Origin of the sequence: Rhizobium sp. BT03, from assembly GCF_030053155.1 — a bacterium.
In the GTDB taxonomy this organism is placed as follows: Bacteria; Pseudomonadota; Alphaproteobacteria; order Rhizobiales; family Rhizobiaceae; genus Rhizobium.
This window is the reverse complement of sequence record NZ_CP125640.1, coordinates 2,667,406-2,690,640: the sequence shown is the minus strand read 5'-3', so window position 1 is coordinate 2,690,640 and position 23,235 is coordinate 2,667,406. Positions and strand designations below refer to the sequence as shown.

Here is a 23,235-nt window from a genome sequence, read left to right as displayed (position 1 = left end):
CTCACCCCTGCAATGATAATCACGCGGCCAGTCGCTGGCGCTCGCGCTGGATGACCTCCGAGGCAAGCTGCAGATAGGCCTGGCTGCCCGCGCATTTCAGATCGTAGAGAATAGCCGGCTTGCCGTAAGAGGGAGCCTCGGAGACCCGCACGTTGCGCGGAATTAACGTGTGGTAAACCTTTTCGCCGAGATGCGTGCGCACATCATTGACCACCTGTTGGGCGAGATTGTTGCGTGCATCGAACATCGTCAGGACAATTCCCTGAATATCCAGGCGTGGATTGACCGTTCGACGAACCTGGCTGACGGTCTCAAGCAATTGACTCAACCCCTCCAGCGCGAAGAATTCACACTGCAGCGGCACCAGCACCGAATGGGCTGCCGCCATCGCATTCATCGTCAGCAGATTGAACGAGGGCGGGCAATCCAGAAGAATATACGAAAATGCCATGGCCTCGGGCGAGGACAGGGCCTTGCGCAATTTGAACACTCGATCGCTCTGCTGCGAAATTTCCATCTCGACACCGAGCAAATCCATCGTCGAAGGGATGATGAAGAGATTGGGCACCGCCGTTTCGAGCGTTACCTCCGTGATCCCGCGCTCACCGACCATCAAGTCATAGGAGGAGAGCTTGCGATCTCGACGGTCGATACCGAGACCGGTGCTGGCATTACCCTGCGGATCGAGGTCGACGATCAGAACCCGCTCGCCAATAGCAGCGAGCGCCGTTGCCAGGTTGATTGCGGTGGTCGTTTTGCCAACACCACCCTTCTGATTTGCGATGGTGATAATCCGATGTCGTTCGCCAGCCATTGCCGCAATATCCGATCTGTTAAACCAAGCGCCGGAGATTCGATATTTCCAAAATAACAGATTCCTGCTCGACGACGCTTCTATGTTCTAACAGATCGAATTCCCACCGACCACGTGCTTTGTCGATTTCCCTCAGGTAATCCCGGCCTTTATGAAAAAAGCCGCGACAATCTTTCGTCCCCAGCATCCAGACGGCGGAATAGTCGAGAAGCCCGTCGAGATCGGCGAGCGCCCGCGCCGAAATCGCCTGGCATTCGCCAATCTCCGCATGAGCATCCTCGATTCGCGTGCTGTGCACGCTGCCGCGGGCATTTGTTTCCCGCAGCGCTGTCCTGAGAAAGGCTGCCTTTTTATGGTTGCTCTCGACCAGATGCACCCATCCGTCCTGTAGCTCGGCCAGAAAGATCGCCGTGATGACTCCGGGGAAACCACCGCCGCTGCCGAGGTCGACCCAGGTGACCGGCTTGGGATGGATCTGAAATACCTGACTGCTGTCGGCGATGTGCCGGGTCCAGAGATCGTCGAGCGTCGACGGCGCCACCAGGTTGATGGTCTTCGCCCATTTTTGAAAGAGGGCCGCGAAGTGCTGCAGCCGTTCCTGTGTTTCACGTGAAACACGCAAGCCGTTTAATTGCATTCTAACTCTCAAATCTTGTGGCTAGGCGCTATAGCGCTCGGACGAGTGGCGTCGACGCAGGTGCACGAGCAGCAGGGCGATAGCGGCGGGGGTCATCCCTTCAACGATCGCAGCCTGGGCAATGTTGAAAGGGCGGACCGCCCCGAGTTTGGCCTTCAGCTCATTCGACAGCCCAGACAGCGCGGCATAGTCGAAATCGGCGGGTATATGCCGTTCCTCGTCGCGCTGCTGATCGACAATCGCCGCGGCCTGCCGATCCAGATAGACGGAATAGCCCGCTTCGATTTCCAAGGCTTCCGCCGCTTTTCCGGAGATGGTGCCGAGCTCTTCGGGCCAAACCTTCCGAAGCGCATCGAAATCATAATTGGGATAGGAGAGCAGATCGTAGGCCGTTCGACGCTGACCATCGAGATTGATATTCAAACCGGCGCGTCGTGCCTCGTTCGGCGTCACCGCCAGTGACTGCAACAGCGTCCGACCCACTTCGATCTCTGACTGATAGCGTGTGAATCGCTGTTCTCGGTCGCCGCTCACGCATCCAAGTCGCATCGCCAGCGGCGTTAGGCGCATATCGGCATTGTCGGCCCGCAGCGTCAGTCGATACTCCGCCCGCGAGGTAAACATTCGATACGGCTCCGTAATGCCGCGCGAGGTGAGGTCGTCGATCATTACGCCGATATAGGAATTGGTGCGGCTGAAATGAAACGGATCCGAATCACTGCTTCGCAGCGCAGCATTCAGCCCGGCGGCCAAGCCCTGGGCGGCCGCCTCTTCGTAACCCGTGGTGCCATTAATCTGGCCGGCGAGAAACAAGCCTTTCAGCCGTTTGACCTCGAGCGAGGGCGTCAGCTCCCGCGGATCGACATGATCATATTCAATCGCATAACCCGGCTGAATGATTCTCGCCGTCTCAAGGCCGGGAATCGTCTTGATGAAGTCTGCCTGGACCTCCGCCGGCAGCGATGTCGAGATGCCGTTCGGGTAAACGGTATCGTCGTCCAAACCTTCGGGCTCAAGAAAGACCTGATGTCCATCCCGCTCTCCGAACTTGACCAGTTTGTCTTCGATAGACGGACAATAACGCGGGCCGACACCTTCGATCTGACCGGAATACATTGCCGACCGCATGATGTTATCGACAATGATACGATGCGTCGCCTCGGTCGTCCGGGTGACTCCGCATTCGATCTGCGGCGTGGTTATCGCATCGGTCATCAGCGAGAAGGGGATAAGCTCCTCGTCGGCGCCCTGCCGGCCGACGGCCTGCCAGTCGATGGTCTTTCCGTCCAGCCGCGCCGGGGTTCCGGTCTTCAACCGTCCCAACCGCAAGCCAAGCCTGGCCAGAGTGGCCGACAGCCCGATCGACGGCGCTTCACCGACACGGCCAGCCGGCGTCTTTTCCGAACCGATATGAATAAGACCGCGAAGAAAAGTGCCGGTCGTCAGAACGACAGCCGGCGCCGTCAGCAATCGGCCATCTTTCATGGTCACGCCAGCCACGCGCCCATCGACGACCTGCAGATCAAACGCATCGCCTTCGATGATATCCAAACTCGCTGTCGTCTCGATCGCCGCCAGCATCGCCAGACGATAGAGTTTTCGATCGGCCTGGGTCCGCGGACCGCGCACGGCCGCGCCTTTTTTCTTGTTCAGCATCCTGAACTGGATGCCGGCGACATCGGCGACGCGACCCATGAGCCCGTCCATCGCGTCGATCTCGCGGACCAGATGACCTTTACCCAGCCCGCCGATCGCCGGATTGCAGGACATGACGCCGATCGTGTCGCGTCTATGGGTCACCAATCCGGTTTTGGCGCCAAGGCGCGCGGCCGCGCTGGCGGCTTCCGAGCCCGCATGGCCGCCCCCTATCACAATGACATCATAGACATTATCGGTCATCCGAGACTCCAAATCCGGCTGTCCTTCACATGAGACCCAGCAGTCTGGTGTTTCACGTGAATCACTTGCCGATACAAAACTCCGAGAAGATCACCCCGAGCAGCTGTTCGACATCCACTCTGCCCGTAATTCTCCCTAAATAGTCCGCAGCAATGCGCAGCTGTTCCGTCCGCAGCTCGAGATTGATGTCTGTCGCCGAAATCGCCATTTCAAGCGCCGCCAGACATTTCGCTAGCGAATCCTTATGCCGTTGCCGACTGGGGACCGCCATGGACAGGCCGGTAAACCGCGCGGCGACGCTCTTGCCGATCAACTGCCGCAATTCCGGCAAGCCGTCACCGGTTGCCGCCGAAATCTGCAGATCGTAAGGACCCGAGACGGTCTCCACGAGATCCTTTTTCGTCCCGACAGTAACATGCGGCAAAGCCTGGTCCAAGTCGTCGGGGAGCAGGGGATCCGTCATGTCGAGCAGCAGCAGCACGAGGTCGGCATCGCCGAGCGCCACGCGGGCCCGCCGCACGCCCTCCATTTCAACACGGTCATCCGCCTCGCGAAGGCCAGCCGTGTCATAAAGCTTTATCAGGTAGCCATCAATATCGAGATCGACCTGCAGGATATCGCGGGTGGTTCCGGCGATCTCCGTGACGATGGCCACGTCGCGCTGGGCCAGAGCGTTCAACAGGCTGGATTTCCCTGCATTCGGCGCGCCGGCGATGACCACCTTGAAGCCGTCCCTGATAATCTCTCCCGCCGAAGCTGCCGCGAGATGCTGCTCGATATCATGGCGCAGCCTTTCCATATCGGCCCAGACCATTTCGGACACCGAGCCGGGAACGTCGTCCTCGTCGGGAAAATCAAGTTCCGCCTCGATCAGCGCCCGTGCGCGTGTCAATCGTTCCGCCCACGAATCGTAAATGACGGAAAGCCCGCCGGCGCTCTGTTCCACCGCTAGCCGCCGCTGCATCTCGGTCTCGGCGCCGATGAGGTCGGCCAGGCCTTCGACTTCGACCAGATCGAGCTTGCCGTTTTCGAAAGCCCGCCGGGAGAACTCACCTTCGACCGCCATTCGAACGCCCGGAACCTCGCCAAGCGTTTGAAACAGCGCTGCCAGCACGGCTTTGCTGCCGTGCAGCTGCAGTTCGGCCACGTCTTCGCCGGTAAACGAGTGTGGTGCCGGAAAAAACAACACGAGGCCGCCATCGATCGGCTGGTTGTTACGATTCCGAATCGTTCGGCGCGATGCATACCGGGCTGTCGGAACCGATCCGACGAGGCTGGCCAAGATCTGCTTGGTCAACGGGCCGCTGATTCGAACGACCGACACCCCGGAGGGTGTGGCACCGCTCGATAGCGCATAGATCGTATCATGCAACATGGCCATATCACCTGTTCCGGTTCGAACCCGAATCGATCCTGCCAAATAGAAAAGCTGGCGACATCGTTCGGATGTCCCCAGCTTCCATAGGATGAATCCGGCTAAGGATTATGTGTTCATCGAGTCGAAGAAGTCGGAATTGTTCTTCGTCTGCTTGAGCTTGTCGATCAGGAATTCGATTGCATCGGTTGTACCCATCGGCGCCAGAATGCGGCGAAGCACGAAGATCTTCTGCAGATCCTGGCGCGGAACGAGCAGGTCTTCCTTGCGGGTGCCGGACTTCAGAATATCCATCGCCGGGAAGATACGCTTGTCGGCGACCTTGCGGTCGAGGACGATTTCCGAGTTGCCGGTGCCCTTGAACTCTTCGAAGATGACTTCGTCCATGCGGCTGCCCGTGTCGATCAGCGCCGTCGCTATGATCGTCAGCGAACCGCCTTCCTCGATGTTACGCGCAGCGCCGAAGAAGCGCTTCGGGCGCTGCAGCGCATTGGCGTCGACACCGCCGGTCAGCACCTTGCCCGAGGAGGGCACGACCGTGTTGTAGGCGCGGCCGAGACGGGTGATCGAATCGAGCAGGATGACGACGTCGCGGCCGTGTTCGACAAGACGCTTGGCCTTTTCGATGACCATCTCCGCCACCTGGACGTGACGCACGGCCGGTTCGTCGAAGGTCGAGGAGATGACCTCGCCGCGGACGGAGCGCTGCATGTCGGTCACTTCCTCGGGGCGTTCATCGATCAGCAGAACGATGAGATAGCATTCCGGATGGTTTGCCGTGATCGAATGAGCGATGTTCTGCAGCAGCACGGTCTTACCGGTGCGCGGCGGTGCGACGATCAAGCCGCGCTGGCCCTTGCCGAGCGGCGCCACAAGGTCGATCACGCGTGGCGACAGATCTTTGGAGGTCGGAATATCGAGTTCCATCTTGAAGCGCTCGTTCGGATAGAGCGGCGTCAGATTGTCGAAATGAACCTTGTGACGGATCTTTTCCGGATCGTCGAAATTGATGGTGTTGACTTTCAGCAGCGCGAAATAGCGCTCGCCTTCCTTCGGCCCGCGGATGGGGCCTTCGACCGTATCGCCTGTTTTGAGCGAGAAACGGCGAATCTGCGACGGCGAGATATAGATATCATCAGGACCGGGCAGGTAGTTTGCATTGGCCGAACGCAGGAAACCGAAACCATCCTGCAGCACCTCGACGACCCCTTCGCCGATAATTTCGACATCCTGGCTGGCAAGCATCTTGAGGATCGCAAACATCAGCTCCTGCTTGCGCATCGTGCTGGCATTCTCGACCTCGAGCGATTCGGCGAAAGCCAGAAGATCCGTCGGGGATTTGCTTTTAAGTTCCTGAAGCTTCATTTCAGCCATGAAGTGACCAATACTCTTTTCAATTTTGCAGGGGAAAGGCGATGTTGGGTCGTATTCGGTACCGCGAAAGGGCTCGCAGACGACTGAACTCTACACACATGCCACGTAGATGAGGTGCGCGGAAAATAGCGACTCGCAATCGCCGCCGCAAGAGGGCTGCTTAAAATGAAGCAAATTTAACCTGAAGGCGAATTTGGCCTCAAAACGGCTTCACCACGACGAGAATCACGATCAGGATCATCAGCAAGGTCGGCGCCTCGTTCATGAACCGCCAATAGCGCGCGGAGCGGCGATTTTCATCCCGTTCGAAGGCGCGGACGGCGCGGCTGAAGAACATATGAACACCGGTCAGCAGCACCACGAGGCCGATCTTGGCATGCAGCCAACCGCCGTGGAATCCGTAGACCGACCAGGCGAGATAGAGGCCGAAGATCCATGTCAGCATCATCGCCGGCGTCATGATGATCCGCAGCAGCCGGCGCTCCATCACCTTGAAGGTTTCCGATTGCACCGAACCCGGTTCGGCATCGGTGTGGTAGATGAACAGCCGCGGCATATAAAACAACCCGGCCATCCAGGAAATCACCGCGATGATGTGGAGCGCCTTGATCCAGAGATAGAGATTGTCCGGGTTCCAGGCGAAAAGCCCGACCGCCATCAGGGCGAAGAAAGCCAGCGCAAAATGGGCGCGCTGGCGGGCATAGGCGCCGGGCCGGCGATCGGTCTGCTTTTCCACCGTCACCTCGACCCCCGCACGCGATCGACCAGCAGGCGCACATGCTCGGGATCGGCCTGTGGCGTGATGCCGTGGCCGAGATTGAAGATCAGCGGTCCATGGCCGAGATGTTGCAGAATATCGTCGATACCCTCTTCCAGCGCCCGGCCGCCGGCAACGACGCGCATCGGATCGAGATTGCCCTGAACCGGTCCATCCTTCTGCAGTTCGGCGGCAAAGGCCAAAGGCACCGACCAATCGAGGCCGATCGCGTCAGCGCCCGTCTTCTGACGATAGGTTTTCAGCTGGTAGCCGGCGCCCTTGGCAAAGGCGATGATCCGCGCATGCGGCCGCTGCGATTTGACCGAAGCGATCATTCGCGCAACCGGCCTGATCGCGAACGCCTCGAACTCCCTCTCGCCGAGAACGCCGGCCCAGGAATCGAAAATCTGCACCGCGTCGGCGCCGGCATCGATCTGCGCGACGAGATAATCGGCCGAGACGTCGGCAAGCAGCATCAGCAGATGTTCGAAGGCGCGGGGATGGCGATAGGCGAAGAGACGGGCAGGGGCCTGATCCGGCGTACCGTGACCGGCGATCATATAGGTCGCAACCGTCCAGGGCGCGCCGCAGAAACCGAGCAGCGTCGTTTCATCGGGCAGCTCCTCACGCAAACGCCGCACCGTCTCCAGAACCGGTTGGAGATAATCGACAACCTCTTCCCCGTTCAATCGCCCGATACCGGCTTCATCGATCGGATCCATCTCCGGTCCATGGCCCTCGGTAAAGCGGACATTCCTTTTCATCGCGTCGGGAATGACCAGGATATCCGAAAACAGGATGGCCGCGTCAAAGCCATAACGGCGGATCGGCTGCAATGTCACTTCGACGGCGTGTTCGGGCGAGTAACAGAGATCGAGGAAACTCCCGGCCTTTGCCCGGGTCTCCCGATATTCCGGGAGATAACGTCCAGCCTGTCTCATCAGCCACAGGGGCGGAGGGGAGAGGCCTTCGCCATCGAGAACCCTCATGATCTTTCGGCGCGTGTCGCTCAAGCGCTTCTTCCCTATAAAAAATCAAAGATATTTTAAAAGGTTTCTATTTCTTAGAGTCGGTGTCTATCAAGGATTAAAATCCATCCACCGCCGACGCCATTTGTCGCGTGCCTGCAAAAAATATCGGAAGGATTTCGCCATTCTCAAGAAAGTTCGGGGAGAAGCCGAATCTGAAAATGATTCCAAATCCTTCCGGACGGATGATTTTTCTCTTGGCTGTGGATAAGCTGTGGACCTCGCCTCAACAAATCAATCTGTTCCCCATCATCCACAGGGCCTGCCGAAACCGATCTGCAAAATTCGAAATGTGGATAAAGAGGCATGTTTTCCCTTGCCGGGAGCTGCCTCGCCGCCTTAGCTCTCTTTCATCCAGTGTTTTCAACAGGCAGCGGAAAATAGCGTGGAGAACAGAACGAACTTCTTTCATCTGCATCTGATTTCTGACTCAACGGGAGAGACTCTGATCTCCGCCGGCCGCGCCGCATCGGCACAGTTCAGATCCGCTCAGCCGATCGAACATGTCTATCCGCTGATCCGCAACCGCAAGCAGCTGCTGCCGGTTCTGCAGGCGATCGACGATGCCCCCGGCATCGTGCTCTATACGATCGTCGACCGGGAGCTTGCGAGCCTGATCGACGAGCGCTGCATCGAGATGGGGGTCGCCTCGGTGAACGTGCTGGAGCCGGTGATGAATGCGTTTCAGATCTATCTCGGCGCGCCGTCGCGCCGTCGCGTCGGCGCCCAGCACGTGATGAATGCCGGTTACTTCGCGCGCATCGAAGCGCTGAATTTCACCATGGATCATGACGACGGCCAGATGCCGGACGATTACAATGACGCCGATGTCGTCATCATCGGCATCAGCCGTACGTCGAAAACACCGACCAGCATCTACCTCGCCAACCGCGGCATCAAGACGGCAAACATTCCGATCGTCTATGGCGTACCGTTGCCGGAAAGCCTGTTCGTCACGACCAAGCCGCTGATCGTCTGCCTGATCGCCACCACCGACCGTATCTCACAGGTGCGGGAAAATCGCATCCTCGGCGCCACGCATGGCTTCGATCGTGAACATTATACCGATCGCGCTGCGATTTCCGAGGAGCTGAAATATGCCCGTTCGCTCTGCGCTCGCCATAACTGGCCGCTGATCGACGTCACTCGCCGCTCGATCGAAGAAACCGCCGCGGCAATCGTTGCCCTGCGCCCGAAGCTGCGTTAAGCGCTGACCGGCAGTCGCTCCATCGAGGAACCCATGACGCAGAAACTCATCCTCGCATCGTCGAGCCCCTTTCGGCGGATGCTGATGGAAAATGCCGGTCTATCCTTCGAGGCGCATGCCGCAAGGATCGACGAACGGGCGGTCGAAGCGCCGCTTGAGAAAGCCGGCGCAACGCCGGATGCGGTGGCCCTCGTCCTGGCCAAGGCGAAGGCCGAGGATGTCGGCAGCCGTTTTCCGGACGGCCTGGTCATCGGTTCGGATCAGACGATGTCGCTCGGCGATCGTGTCTTCCACAAACCGCGCGATATGGAAGATGCGGCCAACCATCTTCAGGCGCTTTCCGGCGTGACCCACCGGCTGAACAGTGCTGTGGCAATCGTCAGCAACGGTGCCGTGGTGTGGGAACATCTCGCCCATGCCGAGCTGACCATGCGGCCCTTGACGGCGGAATTCATCGCCAGGCATCTGGCGCGGGTTGGCGAGAAAGCGCTTTCCAGCGTCGGCGCCTATCAGTTGGAGGGGGAAGGCGTTCAGCTCTTCGAGAAAATCGAGGGTGACTATTTCACCATTCTCGGCCTGCCGATGCTGCCTCTCTTAAAAAAATTGCGCGAACTCGGAGCAATCGATGGATGATTCACGTGAAACATTGGGCCCGCAGGCGTTTGTCACGGGCTTTCCGATCAAGCATTCGCGCTCGCCGTTGATCCATGGATACTGGCTGAAAACGCTTGGTCTGCCGGGCAGCTATCGCGCCTATGAAGTGGCGCCCGAGGCCTTTGCCGATTTCATAGCGTCGCTGAAGGATGGCAGTTCCGGCTTTGCCGGCGGCAATGTCACCATCCCCCACAAGGAGCTGGCTTTCCGTCTCGCCGACAAGCCGGACGAATTATCCCGCGAGCTCGGTGCGTCAAACACGCTTTGGCTGGAAGACGGTCTGCTGCATGCGACGAATACCGACGGCCGCGGCTTCACCGCCAATCTCGACGAACGCCGCCCGGGCTGGGACCGGCATGACACGGCGGTCGTCTTTGGCGCCGGCGGCGCCAGCCGGGCGATCATTCAGGCGGTCCGCGATCGCGGTTTCAGGGAGATCCACGTCGTCAACCGCACCGTCGAACGGGCGCGTGAACTGGCCGATCGCTTCGGCCCGAAAGTTTCCGCCCATCCGACGGACGCGCTCGCTGAAGTCATGAAAGGCGCCGGCCTCTTCATCAACACCACGTCGCTCGGCATGGATGGTGAGGCCGCACCCCAGCTCGATTTCACGCCGCTTGCAGCCGACGCCGTCGTCACCGATATCGTCTATATCCCCTTGAAGACACCGATCCTGGCCCAGGCGCAGGAGCAGGGATTTTCCACCGTCGATGGTCTTGGCATGCTGCTGCATCAGGCCGTGCCGGGTTTTGAAAAATGGTTCGGCCAGCGTCCCGTCGTCGACGCCGCGCTGCGCGCGTTGATCATCGCGGATATGGAAGCCCATTGATGCTGAAGATCGGTCTCACCGGCTCCATCGGTATGGGAAAATCGACGGCGGGCAAACTCTTCGCCGAGGCCGGAATCCCGCTGAACGATTCGGACGCCGTGGTCCACGATCTCTATGCCGGCGAGGCAGCACCCCTGGTGGATGCCGCCTTTCCCGGCACGATGAAGGATGGAGCCGTCGACCGGCACGAACTCGGCCGTCAGCTGGCGCTCGATCCCGACGGCTTCAAACGCCTGGAAGCGATCGTCCATCCCCTGGTGCGCAAACGCGAGACGCAATTTCTGAAGCGGCAGCGCGCCGCCGGCGCCGAGATGGTCGTCCTTGATATTCCGCTGCTCTTCGAAACCGGCGCCTGGGAAAGAGTGGATGTCGTCGTCGTCGTCAGCGCCGGTCCACAGATTCAGCGCGAGAGGGTGCTTGCGCGCGAGGGCATGACCGAGGAAAAATTCGAGATGATTCTCTCACGCCAGACGCCGGACGCGGAAAAACGGCGACGGGCGGATTATCTGATCGACAGCAGCCGCAGTATCGCGGAGACCAAGGAACGGGTGCTCGAGATTATCGCCGACCTGAAAATACGGATTGCCAAGGGAGATTTCCGGAATGCGTGAGATCATCTTCGATACGGAAACCACCGGCCTCGACAACCGCGCCGACCGCATCATCGAAATCGGCGGCATCGAGCTCTTCAACCATTTCCCGACCGGCAACGTGATCCATATCTTCATCAATCCCGGCGATCAGAAGGTTCATCCGGATGCCCTCGCCGTGCACGGCATCACCGACGAATTCCTGAAGGACAAGAAGCCCTTCGCGGAGGTCGCCGAAGAAATCCTTGCCTTCTTCGGCGATGCCAAGTGGATCGCCCACAACGCCACCTTCGATATGGGCTTCATCAACGCCGAATTGGCGCGGATCGGTTTGCCGCCGATCCTGCCGGAGCGGGTGGTCGATACGCTGTCGATGGCGCGGCGCAAACATCCGATGGGGCCGAATTCGCTCGACGCGCTCTGCCGGCGCTACGGCATCGACAATTCGCACCGCACCAAACACGGCGCGCTGCTCGACTCCGAACTGCTCGCCGAGGTCTATATCGAGATGATCGGCGGCAGGCAGGCAGCGTTCGGCCTGAGCATGACCGCTACATCGGGTCAGAACGGTCGCGGCGATGGGGCGGAGGAAGAGAATGTGGTGATTGCATCCGTGCTCGAGCGGCCCCGCCCGCTTGCCCCCCGCCTCAGCCAGTCCGAGGCGCAGGCGCATCAGGCGCTCGTCGCCAAGCTCGGCGAAAAAGGCATCTGGGCGAAATACGCCAACCTCGATTAAACCGACCTCAATTGAACCAGCCTCAATTGAAAATGCCCGGGACCAGCCCGGGCATCCGCATTTCAGCGAAGAAAGATCCGATCAGTTCGGAACGGCCTGAACCTTGGCGCGGGCCTGTTCTTCGGCAACGCGCTGGGCAAACATCTGCGTGAAGTCGATCGGGTCGATCATCAGCGGCGGGAAACCGCCATTACGGGTGACGTCGGCAATGATCTGACGGGCGAAGGGGAAAAGCATGCGCGGGCACTCGATGAAGAGAACCGGCAGCATGTGTTCCTGCGGGAAACCGGCAACGCGGAAGACGCCGCCATAGGTGAGTTCGGCATGGAAAACCGTCTTGTCGCCGTCCTTGGCTTCGGCATTCAGCGACAGCACGACATCGAAATCCGTATCCGAAAGCGGGTTGGCGTTGACGTTCACATTGATGTTGATCGTCGGCGCCTTGTCGCGGGCCTGCAGCGAACGCGGCGCACCCGGATTTTCGAAGGAGAGATCTTTGGTATATTGCGCAAGGATCGAGAGGGTGGGGCTGGCCGCACCGTTGCTGTTGTTATCGTCTGCCATTGGCTTTTCCTCGAGGGGCATGGGAATGGTGCCGCCATCTAACATTTCGGGGGAGGGCTTACAACCCTGGGCGCTTGGCGCCGTTGATCGGTCGAAGTGCTTCAATCGCCGAGATGTTTGCCCGACCACGGCGAGTTGCGGTCCGGCTGCCTATGATAGTCCTCCTCGTCGAGATCGACCACCTTCGAATTCGGCTTGCGGTCGCGGAAATCGGGTTTGGGGCCGGCAGAAAAACCACCCGCGGCATTGACGGTGACGAAGCGTTTGGCGATCGCCCGCCAGACGAATTCGCGCACCGGCGGAATGAGAATGAGGATCGCGACGATATCGGTGAGGAAGCCGGGAATGATCAAGAGCAGCGAGGCGATGACGTTCATCGCCGGCCGCAGCAGCTCGCGGCCCGGCATCACCCCGTTTCGCCCCTCGCTCGACATGCGGCGCAAAATACCGATGCCCTGCCGGCGCAGCAGAACCACTCCGAGAACGAAGCCCAGCATGACGAGGGCTAGTGTCAGCCACAATCCGACGGCCCGGCCGACGACGACGAAACCGGCAATTTCGGCGAGCGGCAGCAGCAGAAGGAAAGCGGGCAGGATCGAAAAACGCATGGTCGTGATGTCCCGGTCTTGCCGGTCTCCTCTTGGCGCCGGCGAAGATGCCAGCCATCATTTGAATCATCTGTATAGGCAGACTATATGGGAGTACAAATCAGAGATGTTAACGGCGGCTGCGACACGATATGAGTTCGAACGACTTCATCACATTATTCTTCCTGGTGGCGGCTGTGCTGATTTTTTTTCAGCTCCGCTCCGTGCTGGGCCGCCGCACCGGAAATGAGAAGCCGCCGCGCGATCTCTATACGCCGCGGGATGCGGCTCCGGCCGAAGCCGCCGATGCCGGCAAGGTCGTGACGCTGCCGCGCCGCGATGCGACGAGCGAGGATGAGGATCGCTTCGCCGCCATCGACGCCTTCGCCGCCCCCGGAACGCCGCTCAACGAATCGCTGCGCGCGCTGAACAAGGCCGATCCCGCCTTCAGCCCGAAGGAGTTTCTGAACGGCGCCCGCATGGCTTACGAGATGATCGTCATGGCCTATGCCGATGGCGACCGCAAAACGCTGAAGAACCTGCTGTCCCGCGAAGTCTATGACGGCTTCGAGGCGGCGATCGGCGAGCGCGAAAGCCGGGGTGATAAGGCGAAATCCACCTTCGTCGGTATCGACAAGGCCGAAATCACCCATGCGGAGACGAAGGGCAGCGAAGCGCAGATCACCGTTCGCATCATCAGCCAGCTGATATCGGCGACCTACGACAAAGCGGATGTGCTGATCGAAGGCGACGCCGAAAACGTCGCCGAGGTCAACGACCTCTGGACCTTCGCCCGCGACACCCGCTCGCGCGATCCGAACTGGAAACTCGTGGCGACCGAATCGGAACATGAGTGACCACGCATCGGACTTCGTCCTGCAGGCCATAAGCTTCGACACTCTGGAAGGCTGGAAGGATGATGATCCCTCCGGCCTTTTTGAAGTCATGCGCCGCTGCCGTCGCCAGATCAGCGATGTCAAACCCTACCGCACCGGATCGCTCGGCCTAAGTTCGGAAGACCTGCTCCCGCTGCTGCTGGCCGCCGAGGATGTCACGCCGTCATCGCCGGCATTGGCGCGCGCCTTTTTCGAGACGCATTGCCGGCCCTTCCTGATCCGCCGCAAGGATGGCAATCCCGGCTTCGTCACCGCCTTTTACGAACCTGAGATCGAGGTATCGGAGCGGCCGGACGAGGTTTTCCGTTTCCCTTTCTACCGGCGCCCGGACGATCTGATCGATCTCGACGATGCCAATCGCCCCGCCGAGCTCGACAATTCCTATGCTTTTGGCCGCCGGCATGATGGCCGTATCGCTGCCTATCCGGATCGCCGCGCCATCGATCAGGGTTTTCTCGAAGGCCGCGGTCTCGAAATCGCCTGGGCGAAGTCGAAGGTCGACGTCTTCTTCGTGCATGTGCAGGGGGCGGCCCGTTTGCACTACAGCGATGGCCGTATCGGCCGCATCACCTATGCGGCGAAGGCCGGCCATCCCTTTTCGGCGGTCGGTAAGCTGCTGATCGACCGAGGCGAGATTGCTCGCGCCGACATCTCGATGCAGACGATCCGCGCCTGGCTGGCGCGCAATCCCGAGCGCGTCGACGAGGTGCTGTGGCATAACCGCTCCTATATTTTCTTTCGTGAGGTGCCCTCGCAGGCTATCGGCCTGCAAACCGCCGATCTTCAGGCAGGTCCGATCGCCGCCGCCAAGGTGCCGCTTCTCGCCGGCCGCTCGCTTGCCGTCGACCGGATGATCCATACATTCGGCTTTCCTTTTTTCATCCGCGCCGAAAGCCTCACCCATCTCGATCAAGGCCGGCCTTTTCGCCGGCTGATGCTGGCGCTCGATACCGGCTCGGCGATCGTCGGCCCGGCGCGCGGCGATATCTTCACCGGCTCGGGGGATTTGGCGGGAGAAAGGGCCGGCACCGTCCGCAACGACGCCGATTTCGCCATCCTCATTCCCAATACCGCCGCCGGACGATTCGACTGATGGCCAAGGATCGCAAGCTCAGCGCCGATGAGCGAATCCTCTGGGGCAAAGTGGCCCGCAGCACCCGGCCGATGCCCGGCAAGACGGAAGAACTGAGCGAACTCGATGCCTTTCTCGCCGAGACGGAAGCGGCGGCGGAACGGGAGAAGGCCGAAAACCAGACGCCTGTCTCGTTTCCAGCGGAACAGCCGGCAACGCCGTCGGCGTCGAAACGGCCGGCCGGGGTGCATCATCCGCTGGAAAGACCGGTCAAGCGCAAGATCGCCAAGGGCCGGCTGGCGCTCGAAGCACGGATCGACCTGCATGGCCTGGTACAGAGCGAGGCGCATGTCATCCTGCTCGATTTCCTGATCCGCGCCCACGAGCGCGGTCTGCGTCATGTCCTAGTCATCACCGGCAAGGGCAGCTCGATGGGCAGCGACGGCGCGCTGAAGCGGGCCGTGCCGCTGTGGTTCTCAAAGCCGGAATTCCGCTACCTGATTTCCTCCTATGAGTCGGCCGCACAGCATCATGGCGGTGAGGGGGCTCTCTACATTCGCCTGTCGCGGCGGCATGGGGAAAGGCCATGACCCCCTTCGGAGAGGCGGTTCGCCGGCTGAGAGCGCGCAAGGGTGTCTCGCAGAAGGAGATGGCGGAAGCGCTGAACGTCTCTCCCGCCTATCTCTCGGCGCTGGAACATGGCAAGCGCGGCCTGCCGACATTCGATCTGCTGCAGCGCATCGCCGGCTATTTCAACATCATCTGGGATGAGGCCGAGGAGCTGTTTCTGCTCGCCCGCTCCTCCGACCCGCGCGTCGTCATCGACACCTCCGGCCTGCCGCCGGAATATACCGAATTTGCCAACCGATTGGCGCGGCGGATTCGCAACCTTGACAGTGCCGAGATCGGCCGGTTATCCGCTCTTCTCGAAAATGGCGGCAAAGGCGACGGAAAAGCGTCATAATCCCCTGTTTTATGCCTTGTTCGGGGGACTTGCCATTGGGAAGTGTGCCCAAAAAACCTATATATGAGAGTGAAGAAAGCCGGTGATTCGCAAGGCCCGCCGCAGCTTTACGACAACAGGGAAAATCTCGACAGAATGAGCGATACATCCGCGACGGAAAACGGCGTAAGCACCGAATATGGCGCAGATTCCATCAAGGTTCTGAAGGGCCTTGATGCCGTGCGCAAACGCCCCGGCATGTATATCGGTGATACCGACGACGGCTCCGGCCTTCATCACATGGTTTATGAAGTCGTCGACAACGCCATCGACGAAGCGCTTGCCGGCCATGCCGACATCGTCACCGTCACGCTCAATCCGGATGGCTCGGTGACGGTCACCGATAACGGCCGCGGCATCCCGACCGACATCCATAGCGGCGAAGGTGTATCGGCGGCCGAAGTCATCATGACGCAGCTCCATGCCGGCGGCAAATTCGACCAGAATTCCTACAAGGTCTCCGGCGGTCTGCACGGCGTCGGCGTCTCCGTCGTAAACGCCCTGTCCGTCTGGCTGAAACTGAAGATCCGCCGCCAGGGCAACATCCATGAAATGAGCTTCACCCACGGCGTGGCCGATGCGCCGCTGAAGGTCACCGGCGACGCGCCCGATGAGACCGGCACGGAAGTAAGCTTCATGCCGAGCAGCGAAACCTTCACCATGACGGAGTTCGACTACGGCACACTGGAGCATCGTCTGCGCGAACTCGCCTTCCTGAACTCGGGCGTGCGCATCCTGCTGACCGACAAGCGCCATTCCGATATCAAGCAGGAAGAGCTGCGTTATGACGGCGGCCTCGAGGCTTTCGTCGCCTATCTCGACCGGGCCAAGAAGTCGCTCGTCGACAAGCCGGTCGCCATCCGCGGCGAAAAGGACGGCATCACCGTCGAGGTCGCGATGTGGTGGAACGACAGCTACCACGAGAATGTGCTCTGCTTCACCAATAACATTCCCCAGCGCGACGGCGGCACGCATATGGCCGGCTTCCGCGCGGCGTTGACGCGCCAGGTGGTGTCCTATGCCGATAATTCCGGCATCACCAAAAAGGAAAAGGTGACGCTGCAGGGCGAAGATTGCCGCGAGGGCCTCACCGCGGTTCTCTCGGTCAAGGTGCCCGATCCGAAATTCTCCTCGCAGACCAAGGACAAGCTCGTCTCCTCGGAAGTGCGTCCCGTTGTCGAAAGTCTCGTCAACGAGGCGCTGAACACCTGGTTCGAGGAGCATCCGAGCGAAGCCAAGATTCTCGTCGGCAAGGTCGTCGAGGCCGCCGCGGCGCGCGAAGCCGCTCGTAAGGCCCGCGAACTGACCCGCCGCAAGGGCGCTCTCGATATCGCCTCGCTGCCGGGCAAGCTTGCCGACTGTTCCGAACGCGATCCGGCAAAATCCGAAGTCTTCCTCGTCGAGGGCGATTCCGCCGGCGGCTCGGCCAAACAGGGCCGCTCGCGCGAAAACCAGGCGATCCTGCCGTTGCGCGGCAAGATCCTGAACGTCGAACGCGCCCGTTTCGACAAGATGCTGTCGAGCCAGGAAATCGGCACGCTGATCACCGCGCTCGGCACCGGCATCGGCAAGGATGAGTTCAATGCCGAGAAGCTGCGCTACCACAAGATCATCATCATGACGGACGCCGATGTCGACGGCGCCCATATCCGCACCCTGCTGCTGACCTTCTTCTTCCGCCAGATGCCGGAGCTGATCGAACGCGGCCATCTCTACATCGCCCAGCCGCCGCTCTATAAAGTCGCGCGCGGCAAGTCGGTGCAGTATCTGAAGGACGAGAAGGCGCTCGAGGAATATCTCATCAGCCAGGGTCTGGAAGATGCGGCGCTGAAGCTCGGCAGCGGCGAAGTCCGCACCGGCCAGGATCTGCGCGAGGTCATCCTCGACGCATTGCGCATGCGCGCTTTGCTCGACAATCTCCATTCGCGTTACAATCGTGCGGTCATCGAACAGGCGGCAATCGCCGGTGCCCTCAATGCCGAGCTCGTCAGCGACCGGGCAAGAGCGCAGGCATTGACGAGCGAGGTGGCACGCCGTCTCGACATTATCGCCGAGGAAACCGAGCGCGGCTGGCAGGGCGATCTGAGCAGCGATGGCGGCCTGCGCCTTGAACGTATGGTCCGCGGCGTCAAGGAGATCGTCGTGCTCGACATGGCGCTGATCGGCTCCTCGGATGCCCGGCACATCGACCAGCTGACATCACGTCTCAAGGAAATCTATCAGACGCCGCCGTCGCTGCATCGCCGCGAAGGCGACCTCGAGATCTCGGGTCCGCGCGCCTTGCTCGACGCAATCTTCGCAACCGGCCGCAAGGGCCTGACCATGCAGCGATACAAGGGGCTTGGCGAGATGAATGCCGAGCAGCTCTGGGAAACGACGCTTGATCCGAACGTGCGTTCGCTGCTGCAGGTCAAGGTCGCGGACGCCACCGATGCCGACGGCCTCTTCGCCCGGCTGATGGGTGATGAAGTCGAACCGAGGCGCGAATTCATCCAGGACAACGCATTGAGCGTCGCCAACCTCGATATCTGATTGTTATTTTCCAAGCAAAAGCCCCGCCGTCCCAGGCAGCGGGGCTTTTGCGTGTCAGGGGTTTCGCTCAGTTCGCAACGAAACGGCCGTTGAAAGCCACCTCGGAGAGCGGCTTGCGTTGGCTGGGGAATTCGCGCGCCTGGTTGCGTTCGGAAAGAACGCTCTTATCGGCCAGACGGCCGACGGCAATGCCGGCCTCCACCCGGTAGCCCTCGGGAATGCCGAACGTCTTCATGATTTCCTGGTGTTTGATGCCGCCCATGCCATGGGCGTAGAAACCGGAGAGGCGCGCCTGCAGCGACAGGTGGCCCCATGCCGCGCCGGCATCGAAGGAATGGGTATAGCTCGGCTTCTCCTCGCCGGAACCGGCAATCCCGGTGAAGCTCCGCGACACGACGAAGATCAGCGCCGACGCATTCCTAGCCCATTCCTGATTGGCATCGACGAGCAATGCGACGAATGTCTCCCAATGCTGCGAACCCTTGAGCGCATAGATGAAGCGCCAGGGCTGATGATTGGACGAAGACGGCGCCCAATGGGCGGCGTCGAGCAGGCTGAGCAGCTGCGCCTCCTCGATGATTTCGCCGGTGAAGGCGCGGGGCGACCAGCGGTCGAGAAACATCGGATCGATCGGATATTGGGATTCGCGGCTGTTGCTTTTTGTCATGCTGGTTCCGGGAGTTGAAGGCGGAAATTCGGATCGGGGTTTCGTCAGTCGGTCCAGACGATGTCGAGTTCTTCGCGAAAGGCGAAGCGCTTCAGGTGATCGTCGATGACACCCTGCATCCTTGCCTGCTGTGCGGGATCGGCGACGGAAAGTATCATGGTCAGGCCCGTATCGTCGGCGGCAAACGTCACCTCGGCCGTCTCGCTGAACGGCACCCGGCCCTTGTGCGGATCGAAATCGACGCTGAATTTATGGCTCCAATGTTTGCAGAGCTGCTGCAGGTAGCGGCTCGCATGTTCGGTGCGCACGACGGCCTGGGAGAGGTGCATTTTCGAACTCCATCTCATCTTGGACTGCAGCCAAGTCATATTTCCTGCTTCGCAGGCTTGGCAAGCGCAGCGTCGTCGCAGCCGGGGTGGACAGACTGTCTTCATAAAAGCGGCCCTACACCGCCGGCGAGGCAGGATAATGAAAGCCTCGTCAATCGGTCGGAGAGTTGCGCATGCTGGTGAAGGGAAAATGGACGGAGGACTGGCAGCCCGTCCAGGCAAAGGACGAGAAGGGCGGCTTCGTCAGGCAGACCTCGAGCTTTCGCAACTGGGTGACGCCGGATGGCGCCGCCGGGCCGACCGGCGAAGGCGGTTTCGAGGCCGGCGCCGGCCGTTACCATCTCTATGTCGCCTATATCTGTCCCTGGGCCTCGCGCACCCTGATCGGCCGCACGCTGAAGGGGCTGGAAGACACCATTTCCGTTTCCGTCGTCGAGCCGCTGCTGACAAAACAGGGCTGGCGCTTCGGCGATTATCCCGGCGCGACGGAGGATCATGTCAACGGCACGACCTATCTGCACGAAATCTATTCCAGGGCGGCGCCGGATTTCACCGGGCGGGCCACCGTGCCGGTTCTCTGGGACAAGCAGAGAAAGACCATCGTCAACAACGAATCCGCCGATATCCTGCGCATGCTGAACGACGGTTTCGGCGACCTGGCGAAAAACCCGATCGATCTCTATCCGGCCGAAAGACGCAACGCGATCGATGCTTTCAACGACCGCATCTATCCGGCCCTGAACAACGGCGTCTATCGCGCTGGTTTCGCCACCACGCAGCCTGCTTACGAAGAAGCCTTCGCCGAGGTCTTTGCCTGCCTCGACTGGGTCGAGCCGCAGTTGCAGGATCGGCCTTTTCTTTTCGCCGGGCATCCGACCGAAAGCGATATCCGGCTGTTCGTCACGCTCGTGCGCTTCGACGTCGCTTATCACGGTATCTTCAAATGCAATCTGCGTCGGCTTGCCGACTATGCCAACCTGCGCGCCTTTTGCCGCGGCATGCTGGATTGGCCGGGCATCGCGGAAACGGTAAACCTCGATCACATCAAGCGCGGCTACTACTCGATCGAAAGTCTCAACCCGACAGGGATCGTTCCGGCCGGTCCCGATCTTGCAGAAATTTTCAAAGCATAAGGCCGCAATTCATGCGGTTCGGGCTGAAATCCGACCGAATTCAAGGAAAGCCGTACCGCTTGGCGGCAAAGCCGTAATGACACCGGTGAATAATTCGTTCATAGGTGGCTGCAATCCGTTTTCGATGAGGAGGAAATTCCATGAAGCTGATGCGTGTTGGCCAAGCAGGCAATGAAAAACCCGCGCTTCTCGATGCCGATGGCAAGATCCGTGATCTTTCCGGTCACGTCGCCGATATCGGCGGTGAGGCGATCTCGCCGGCGGGCCTTGCAAAGATCGCGGCAATCGATCCGAAGAGCCTTCCGGAGCTTGCCCCCGGGCGTATCGGCGCCTGCGTTGCCGGCACCGGAAAATTCATCTGCATCGGCCTCAATTTTTCCGACCATGCCGCTGAAACCGGCGCCACGGTGCCGCCCGAGCCGGTGATCTTCATGAAGGCGACCTCGGCCATCGTTGGTCCGAACGACAGCGTCCGGATCCCGCGCGGTTCGGAAAAGACCGATTGGGAGGTCGAGCTCGGCGTCGTCATCGGCAAAACCGCGAAATATGTCAGCGAAGCCGACGCGCTCGACTATGTCGCCGGCTATTGCGTGTCGCATGATGTTTCCGAGCGCGCCTTCCAGACGGAACGCGCCGGTCAGTGGACCAAGGGCAAGTCCTGCGACACCTTCGGACCGATCGGTCCCTGGCTGGTCACCAAGGACGAGATCGCCGATCCGCAAAACCTCGGCATGTGGCTGAAGGTCAACGGCCAGACGATGCAGAACGGTTCGTCCAAGACCATGGTCTATGGTGTCGCCCACATCGTTGCCTATCTCAGCCAGTTCATGTCGCTGCATCCGGGTGACGTCATCTCCACCGGAACGCCTCCTGGTGTCGGCATGGGCATGAAACCGCCACATTATCTCAAGGCCGGCGACGTGGTCGAACTCGGCATCGAGGGTCTCGGCACGCAGAAGCAGACCTTCGTAGCGGATCATTAACGACGCTTTTTACTGAGAAACTTAAGTTTTCCAGTCGATACTGATGCCGGAGAGTCACTTCTCCGGCATTTCTTGTGCGGGTCTGGTTCGTCCATGTTGCTGTGCAACAAAAAACTGTTAGTCTGAGTAACGTGCCCGCGTAACGGAAAGATTCGATGCCTTTCAATCGGCGTCATCTTTTCGATAGAGAAAGGTGGCGCCTTTGTTTTATCAGCTTTATGAATTGAACCATGCTGCCATGGCGCCGTTTCGCGCCGCGGCCGATATCATGCGGTTTGCCTATGCCAATCCGCTCAATCCGTTTTCACATACGCCGCTCGGCCGGACGATGGCGGCCAGTCTCGAAATGTTCGAACGCACGACGCGACGCTACGGCAAGCCGGAATTCGGGCTGAAGCAGACGGCGATCGGCGGTCAGTCGGTTTCCGTCCGCGAAGAGATCGTCTGGTCGCGGCCCTTTTGCAATCTGCTGCATTTCGCCCGCAACGCCCCAGCCGCCGCCCGCGGCAACGATCCCCGTATCCTGATCGTCGCGCCGATGTCCGGCCATTATGCGACGCTGCTGCGCGGCACGGTAGAGGCGCTGCTGCCGAGCGCCGATGTCTATATCACCGACTGGATCGACGCCCGCATGGTGCCGATGACGGAAGGCACGTTCGATTTCGACGACTATGTCGACTACGTCATCGAGATGCTGCATTTCCTCGGGCAGGACACGCACGTCATCGCGGTCTGTCAGCCTTCCGTTCCGGTGCTGGCCGCCGCTGCGGTGATGGAGGAAGCCAATGATCCGCTGTCTCCGTCGTCTATGACGCTGATGGGCGGCCCGATCGACACGCGCATCAACCCGACGGCGGTCAACAAGCTCGCCCAGGAGCGGTCGCTGCAGTGGTTCTCCGACAATGTCATCATGAACGTGCCCTGGCCGCAGCCGGGCTTCATGCGCCCGGTCTATCCGGGATTCCTGCAGCTTTCGGGATTCATGTCGATGAATCTCGACCGGCATCTCGTCGCCCACAAGGAATTCTTCATGCATCTCGTGAAGAACGACGGCGAACCGGAAAAACACCGCGATTTCTACGACGAATATCTCGCCGTCATGGACCTGACCGCCGAATTCTACCTGCAGACGGTCGAGCAGGTCTTCATCAAGCATTCGCTGCCGAAGGGCGAACTGATGCATCGCGGCAAACGCGTCGATCCGGCAGCGATCCGCAAAGTGGCGCTTCTCACCGTCGAAGGTGAGAATGACGATATCTCGGGGGTCGGCCAGACAAAGGCGGCGCAGACAATCTGCGTGAACATCCCTGAAGATATGCGCATGCACTATCTGCAGCCGGATGTCGGCCATTATGGTGTTTTCAACGGCTCGCGGTTCCGCCGCGAGATCGCGCCGCGCATCCTCGATTTCGTCCGCCAGCATTCCCGCTCTGCCGTCAAGCCTCCGGTGCCGCGTGTCATCAAGGGCGGGCGGACGGCCTAAATCAGGCGTGGCTGAATTAGCAAAACGGATTCAAGGCCTTGTCCGATTTCGCGGGCAATCGTCTTGAAGGTGGTTGTTGCGGTAAC

The 23,235-nt window shown here is 60.2% G+C and carries 24 protein-coding genes; 13 read left to right on the top strand and 11 right to left on the bottom strand.

Going from position 1 to position 23,235, the window contains the following annotated elements:
* Window positions 1-19: 19 nt before the first annotated feature.
* The 7 genes from QMO80_RS13235 to hemE all read right to left on the bottom strand — a co-directional run bounded on the left by QMO80_RS13235 (window position 20) and on the right by hemE (window position 7,869).
* Window positions 20-814: a ParA family protein gene (locus QMO80_RS13235; protein WP_283196997.1), complete on the bottom strand. Its 795-nt coding sequence runs from the start codon at window positions 812-814 to the stop codon at window positions 20-22.
* A gap of 19 nt (window positions 815-833) precedes the next feature.
* Entirely contained in the window at window positions 834-1,451 is a 618-nt protein-coding gene (gene rsmG / locus QMO80_RS13230) for a 16S rRNA (guanine(527)-N(7))-methyltransferase RsmG (RefSeq protein WP_283196996.1), read from the bottom strand.
* Between the two features lie 21 nt (window positions 1,452-1,472).
* The gene (gene mnmG, locus QMO80_RS13225; protein ID WP_283196995.1) at window positions 1,473-3,350 is read right to left on the bottom strand and encodes a tRNA uridine-5-carboxymethylaminomethyl(34) synthesis enzyme MnmG; all 1,878 of its coding nucleotides are present in this window, start codon (window positions 3,348-3,350) and stop codon (window positions 1,473-1,475) included.
* 61 nt (window positions 3,351-3,411) lie between these two features.
* Window positions 3,412-4,731 (bottom strand): tRNA uridine-5-carboxymethylaminomethyl(34) synthesis GTPase MnmE, encoded by a 1,320-nt coding sequence (mnmE, locus tag QMO80_RS13220; protein ID WP_283196994.1) that lies wholly within the window; start codon window positions 4,729-4,731, stop codon window positions 3,412-3,414.
* A 102-nt stretch (window positions 4,732-4,833) separates the two neighbouring features.
* Window positions 4,834-6,099 (bottom strand): transcription termination factor Rho, encoded by a 1,266-nt coding sequence (rho, locus tag QMO80_RS13215; protein WP_003571435.1) that lies wholly within the window; start codon window positions 6,097-6,099, stop codon window positions 4,834-4,836.
* Between the two features lie 199 nt (window positions 6,100-6,298).
* Complete coding sequence (gene hemJ, locus QMO80_RS13210; RefSeq protein WP_283196993.1) at window positions 6,299-6,841, bottom strand: protoporphyrinogen oxidase HemJ; 543 nt, start codon at window positions 6,839-6,841, stop codon at window positions 6,299-6,301.
* A complete protein-coding gene (gene hemE / locus QMO80_RS13205; RefSeq protein WP_283196992.1) occupies window positions 6,838-7,869 on the bottom strand; it encodes a uroporphyrinogen decarboxylase in 1,032 nt (343 codons plus the stop codon). Before hemE ends, hemJ begins: the two co-directional genes overlap by 4 nt.
* 400 nt (window positions 7,870-8,269) lie before the next feature.
* Here hemE and QMO80_RS13200 point away from each other — a divergent pair, with 400 nt between their 5' ends.
* The 5 genes from QMO80_RS13200 to dnaQ are packed head-to-tail and all read left to right on the top strand — an operon-like array spanning window position 8,270 to window position 11,900.
* Window positions 8,270-9,091: a pyruvate, water dikinase regulatory protein gene (locus QMO80_RS13200; RefSeq protein WP_283196991.1), complete on the top strand. Its 822-nt coding sequence runs from the start codon at window positions 8,270-8,272 to the stop codon at window positions 9,089-9,091.
* A gap of 33 nt (window positions 9,092-9,124) precedes the next feature.
* Window positions 9,125-9,724, top strand: coding sequence for a Maf-like protein (locus QMO80_RS13195; RefSeq protein WP_283196990.1), 600 nt, complete (start codon window positions 9,125-9,127; stop codon window positions 9,722-9,724).
* Window positions 9,717-10,574 carry a shikimate dehydrogenase gene (locus tag QMO80_RS13190; RefSeq protein ID WP_283196989.1) on the top strand — a complete coding sequence of 286 codons (858 nt, stop codon included), beginning with the start codon at window positions 9,717-9,719 and terminating at the stop codon, window positions 10,572-10,574. Before QMO80_RS13195 ends, QMO80_RS13190 begins: the two co-directional genes overlap by 8 nt.
* Entirely contained in the window at window positions 10,574-11,185 is a 612-nt protein-coding gene (gene coaE, locus QMO80_RS13185) for a dephospho-CoA kinase (protein ID WP_283196988.1), read from the top strand. The genes QMO80_RS13190 and coaE overlap by 1 nt, the downstream gene beginning before the upstream one ends.
* On the top strand, window positions 11,178-11,900 hold the full coding sequence (gene dnaQ, locus QMO80_RS13180) for a DNA polymerase III subunit epsilon (RefSeq protein WP_283196987.1): 723 nt from the start codon (window positions 11,178-11,180) through the stop codon (window positions 11,898-11,900). The genes coaE and dnaQ overlap by 8 nt, the downstream gene beginning before the upstream one ends.
* Window positions 11,901-11,981: 81 nt before the next feature.
* Here the strand turns inward: dnaQ and secB are convergent, their stop codons facing one another.
* Window positions 11,982-12,464: a protein-export chaperone SecB gene (secB, locus tag QMO80_RS13175; protein WP_049732659.1), complete on the bottom strand. Its 483-nt coding sequence runs from the start codon at window positions 12,462-12,464 to the stop codon at window positions 11,982-11,984.
* A gap of 101 nt (window positions 12,465-12,565) precedes the next feature.
* A complete protein-coding gene (locus QMO80_RS13170; RefSeq protein WP_283196986.1) occupies window positions 12,566-13,072 on the bottom strand; it encodes an FxsA family protein in 507 nt (168 codons plus the stop codon).
* A 131-nt stretch (window positions 13,073-13,203) separates the two neighbouring features.
* Here QMO80_RS13170 and QMO80_RS13165 point away from each other — a divergent pair, with 131 nt between their 5' ends.
* From QMO80_RS13165 to gyrB, 5 genes are all read left to right on the top strand, one after another.
* Window positions 13,204-13,908 (top strand): Tim44/TimA family putative adaptor protein, encoded by a 705-nt coding sequence (locus QMO80_RS13165; RefSeq protein WP_283196985.1) that lies wholly within the window; start codon window positions 13,204-13,206, stop codon window positions 13,906-13,908.
* Window positions 13,901-15,040, top strand: coding sequence for a murein transglycosylase A (locus tag QMO80_RS13160; protein ID WP_283196984.1), 1,140 nt, complete (start codon window positions 13,901-13,903; stop codon window positions 15,038-15,040). Before QMO80_RS13165 ends, QMO80_RS13160 begins: the two co-directional genes overlap by 8 nt.
* Window positions 15,040-15,609 carry a Smr/MutS family protein gene (locus QMO80_RS13155; protein WP_283196983.1) on the top strand — a complete coding sequence of 190 codons (570 nt, stop codon included), beginning with the start codon at window positions 15,040-15,042 and terminating at the stop codon, window positions 15,607-15,609. The genes QMO80_RS13160 and QMO80_RS13155 overlap by 1 nt, the downstream gene beginning before the upstream one ends.
* Window positions 15,606-15,983: a helix-turn-helix domain-containing protein gene (locus tag QMO80_RS13150; protein ID WP_003544097.1), complete on the top strand. Its 378-nt coding sequence runs from the start codon at window positions 15,606-15,608 to the stop codon at window positions 15,981-15,983. Before QMO80_RS13155 ends, QMO80_RS13150 begins: the two co-directional genes overlap by 4 nt.
* 135 nt (window positions 15,984-16,118) lie before the next feature.
* Window positions 16,119-18,554, top strand: coding sequence for a DNA topoisomerase (ATP-hydrolyzing) subunit B (gene gyrB, locus QMO80_RS13145; RefSeq protein ID WP_283196982.1), 2,436 nt, complete (start codon window positions 16,119-16,121; stop codon window positions 18,552-18,554).
* A gap of 67 nt (window positions 18,555-18,621) precedes the next feature.
* Here gyrB and QMO80_RS13140 read toward each other — a convergent pair whose 3' ends face one another.
* Window positions 18,622-19,221: a nitroreductase family protein gene (locus tag QMO80_RS13140; RefSeq protein WP_283196981.1), complete on the bottom strand. Its 600-nt coding sequence runs from the start codon at window positions 19,219-19,221 to the stop codon at window positions 18,622-18,624.
* Window positions 19,222-19,265: 44 nt separating this feature from the next.
* On the bottom strand, window positions 19,266-19,550 hold the full coding sequence (locus QMO80_RS13135; RefSeq protein ID WP_283196980.1) for a DUF2218 domain-containing protein: 285 nt from the start codon (window positions 19,548-19,550) through the stop codon (window positions 19,266-19,268).
* Window positions 19,551-19,723: 173 nt separating this feature from the next.
* Here QMO80_RS13135 and QMO80_RS13130 point away from each other — a divergent pair, with 173 nt between their 5' ends.
* From QMO80_RS13130 to QMO80_RS13120, 3 genes are all read left to right on the top strand, one after another.
* Window positions 19,724-20,683 (top strand): glutathione S-transferase family protein, encoded by a 960-nt coding sequence (locus QMO80_RS13130; protein WP_283196979.1) that lies wholly within the window; start codon window positions 19,724-19,726, stop codon window positions 20,681-20,683.
* A 140-nt stretch (window positions 20,684-20,823) separates the two neighbouring features.
* A complete protein-coding gene (locus QMO80_RS13125; RefSeq protein ID WP_049732665.1) occupies window positions 20,824-21,666 on the top strand; it encodes a fumarylacetoacetate hydrolase family protein in 843 nt (280 codons plus the stop codon).
* Between the two features lie 202 nt (window positions 21,667-21,868).
* Window positions 21,869-23,149: a polyhydroxyalkanoate depolymerase gene (locus QMO80_RS13120; protein WP_283196978.1), complete on the top strand. Its 1,281-nt coding sequence runs from the start codon at window positions 21,869-21,871 to the stop codon at window positions 23,147-23,149.
* Window positions 23,150-23,235: the final 86 nt, after the last annotated feature.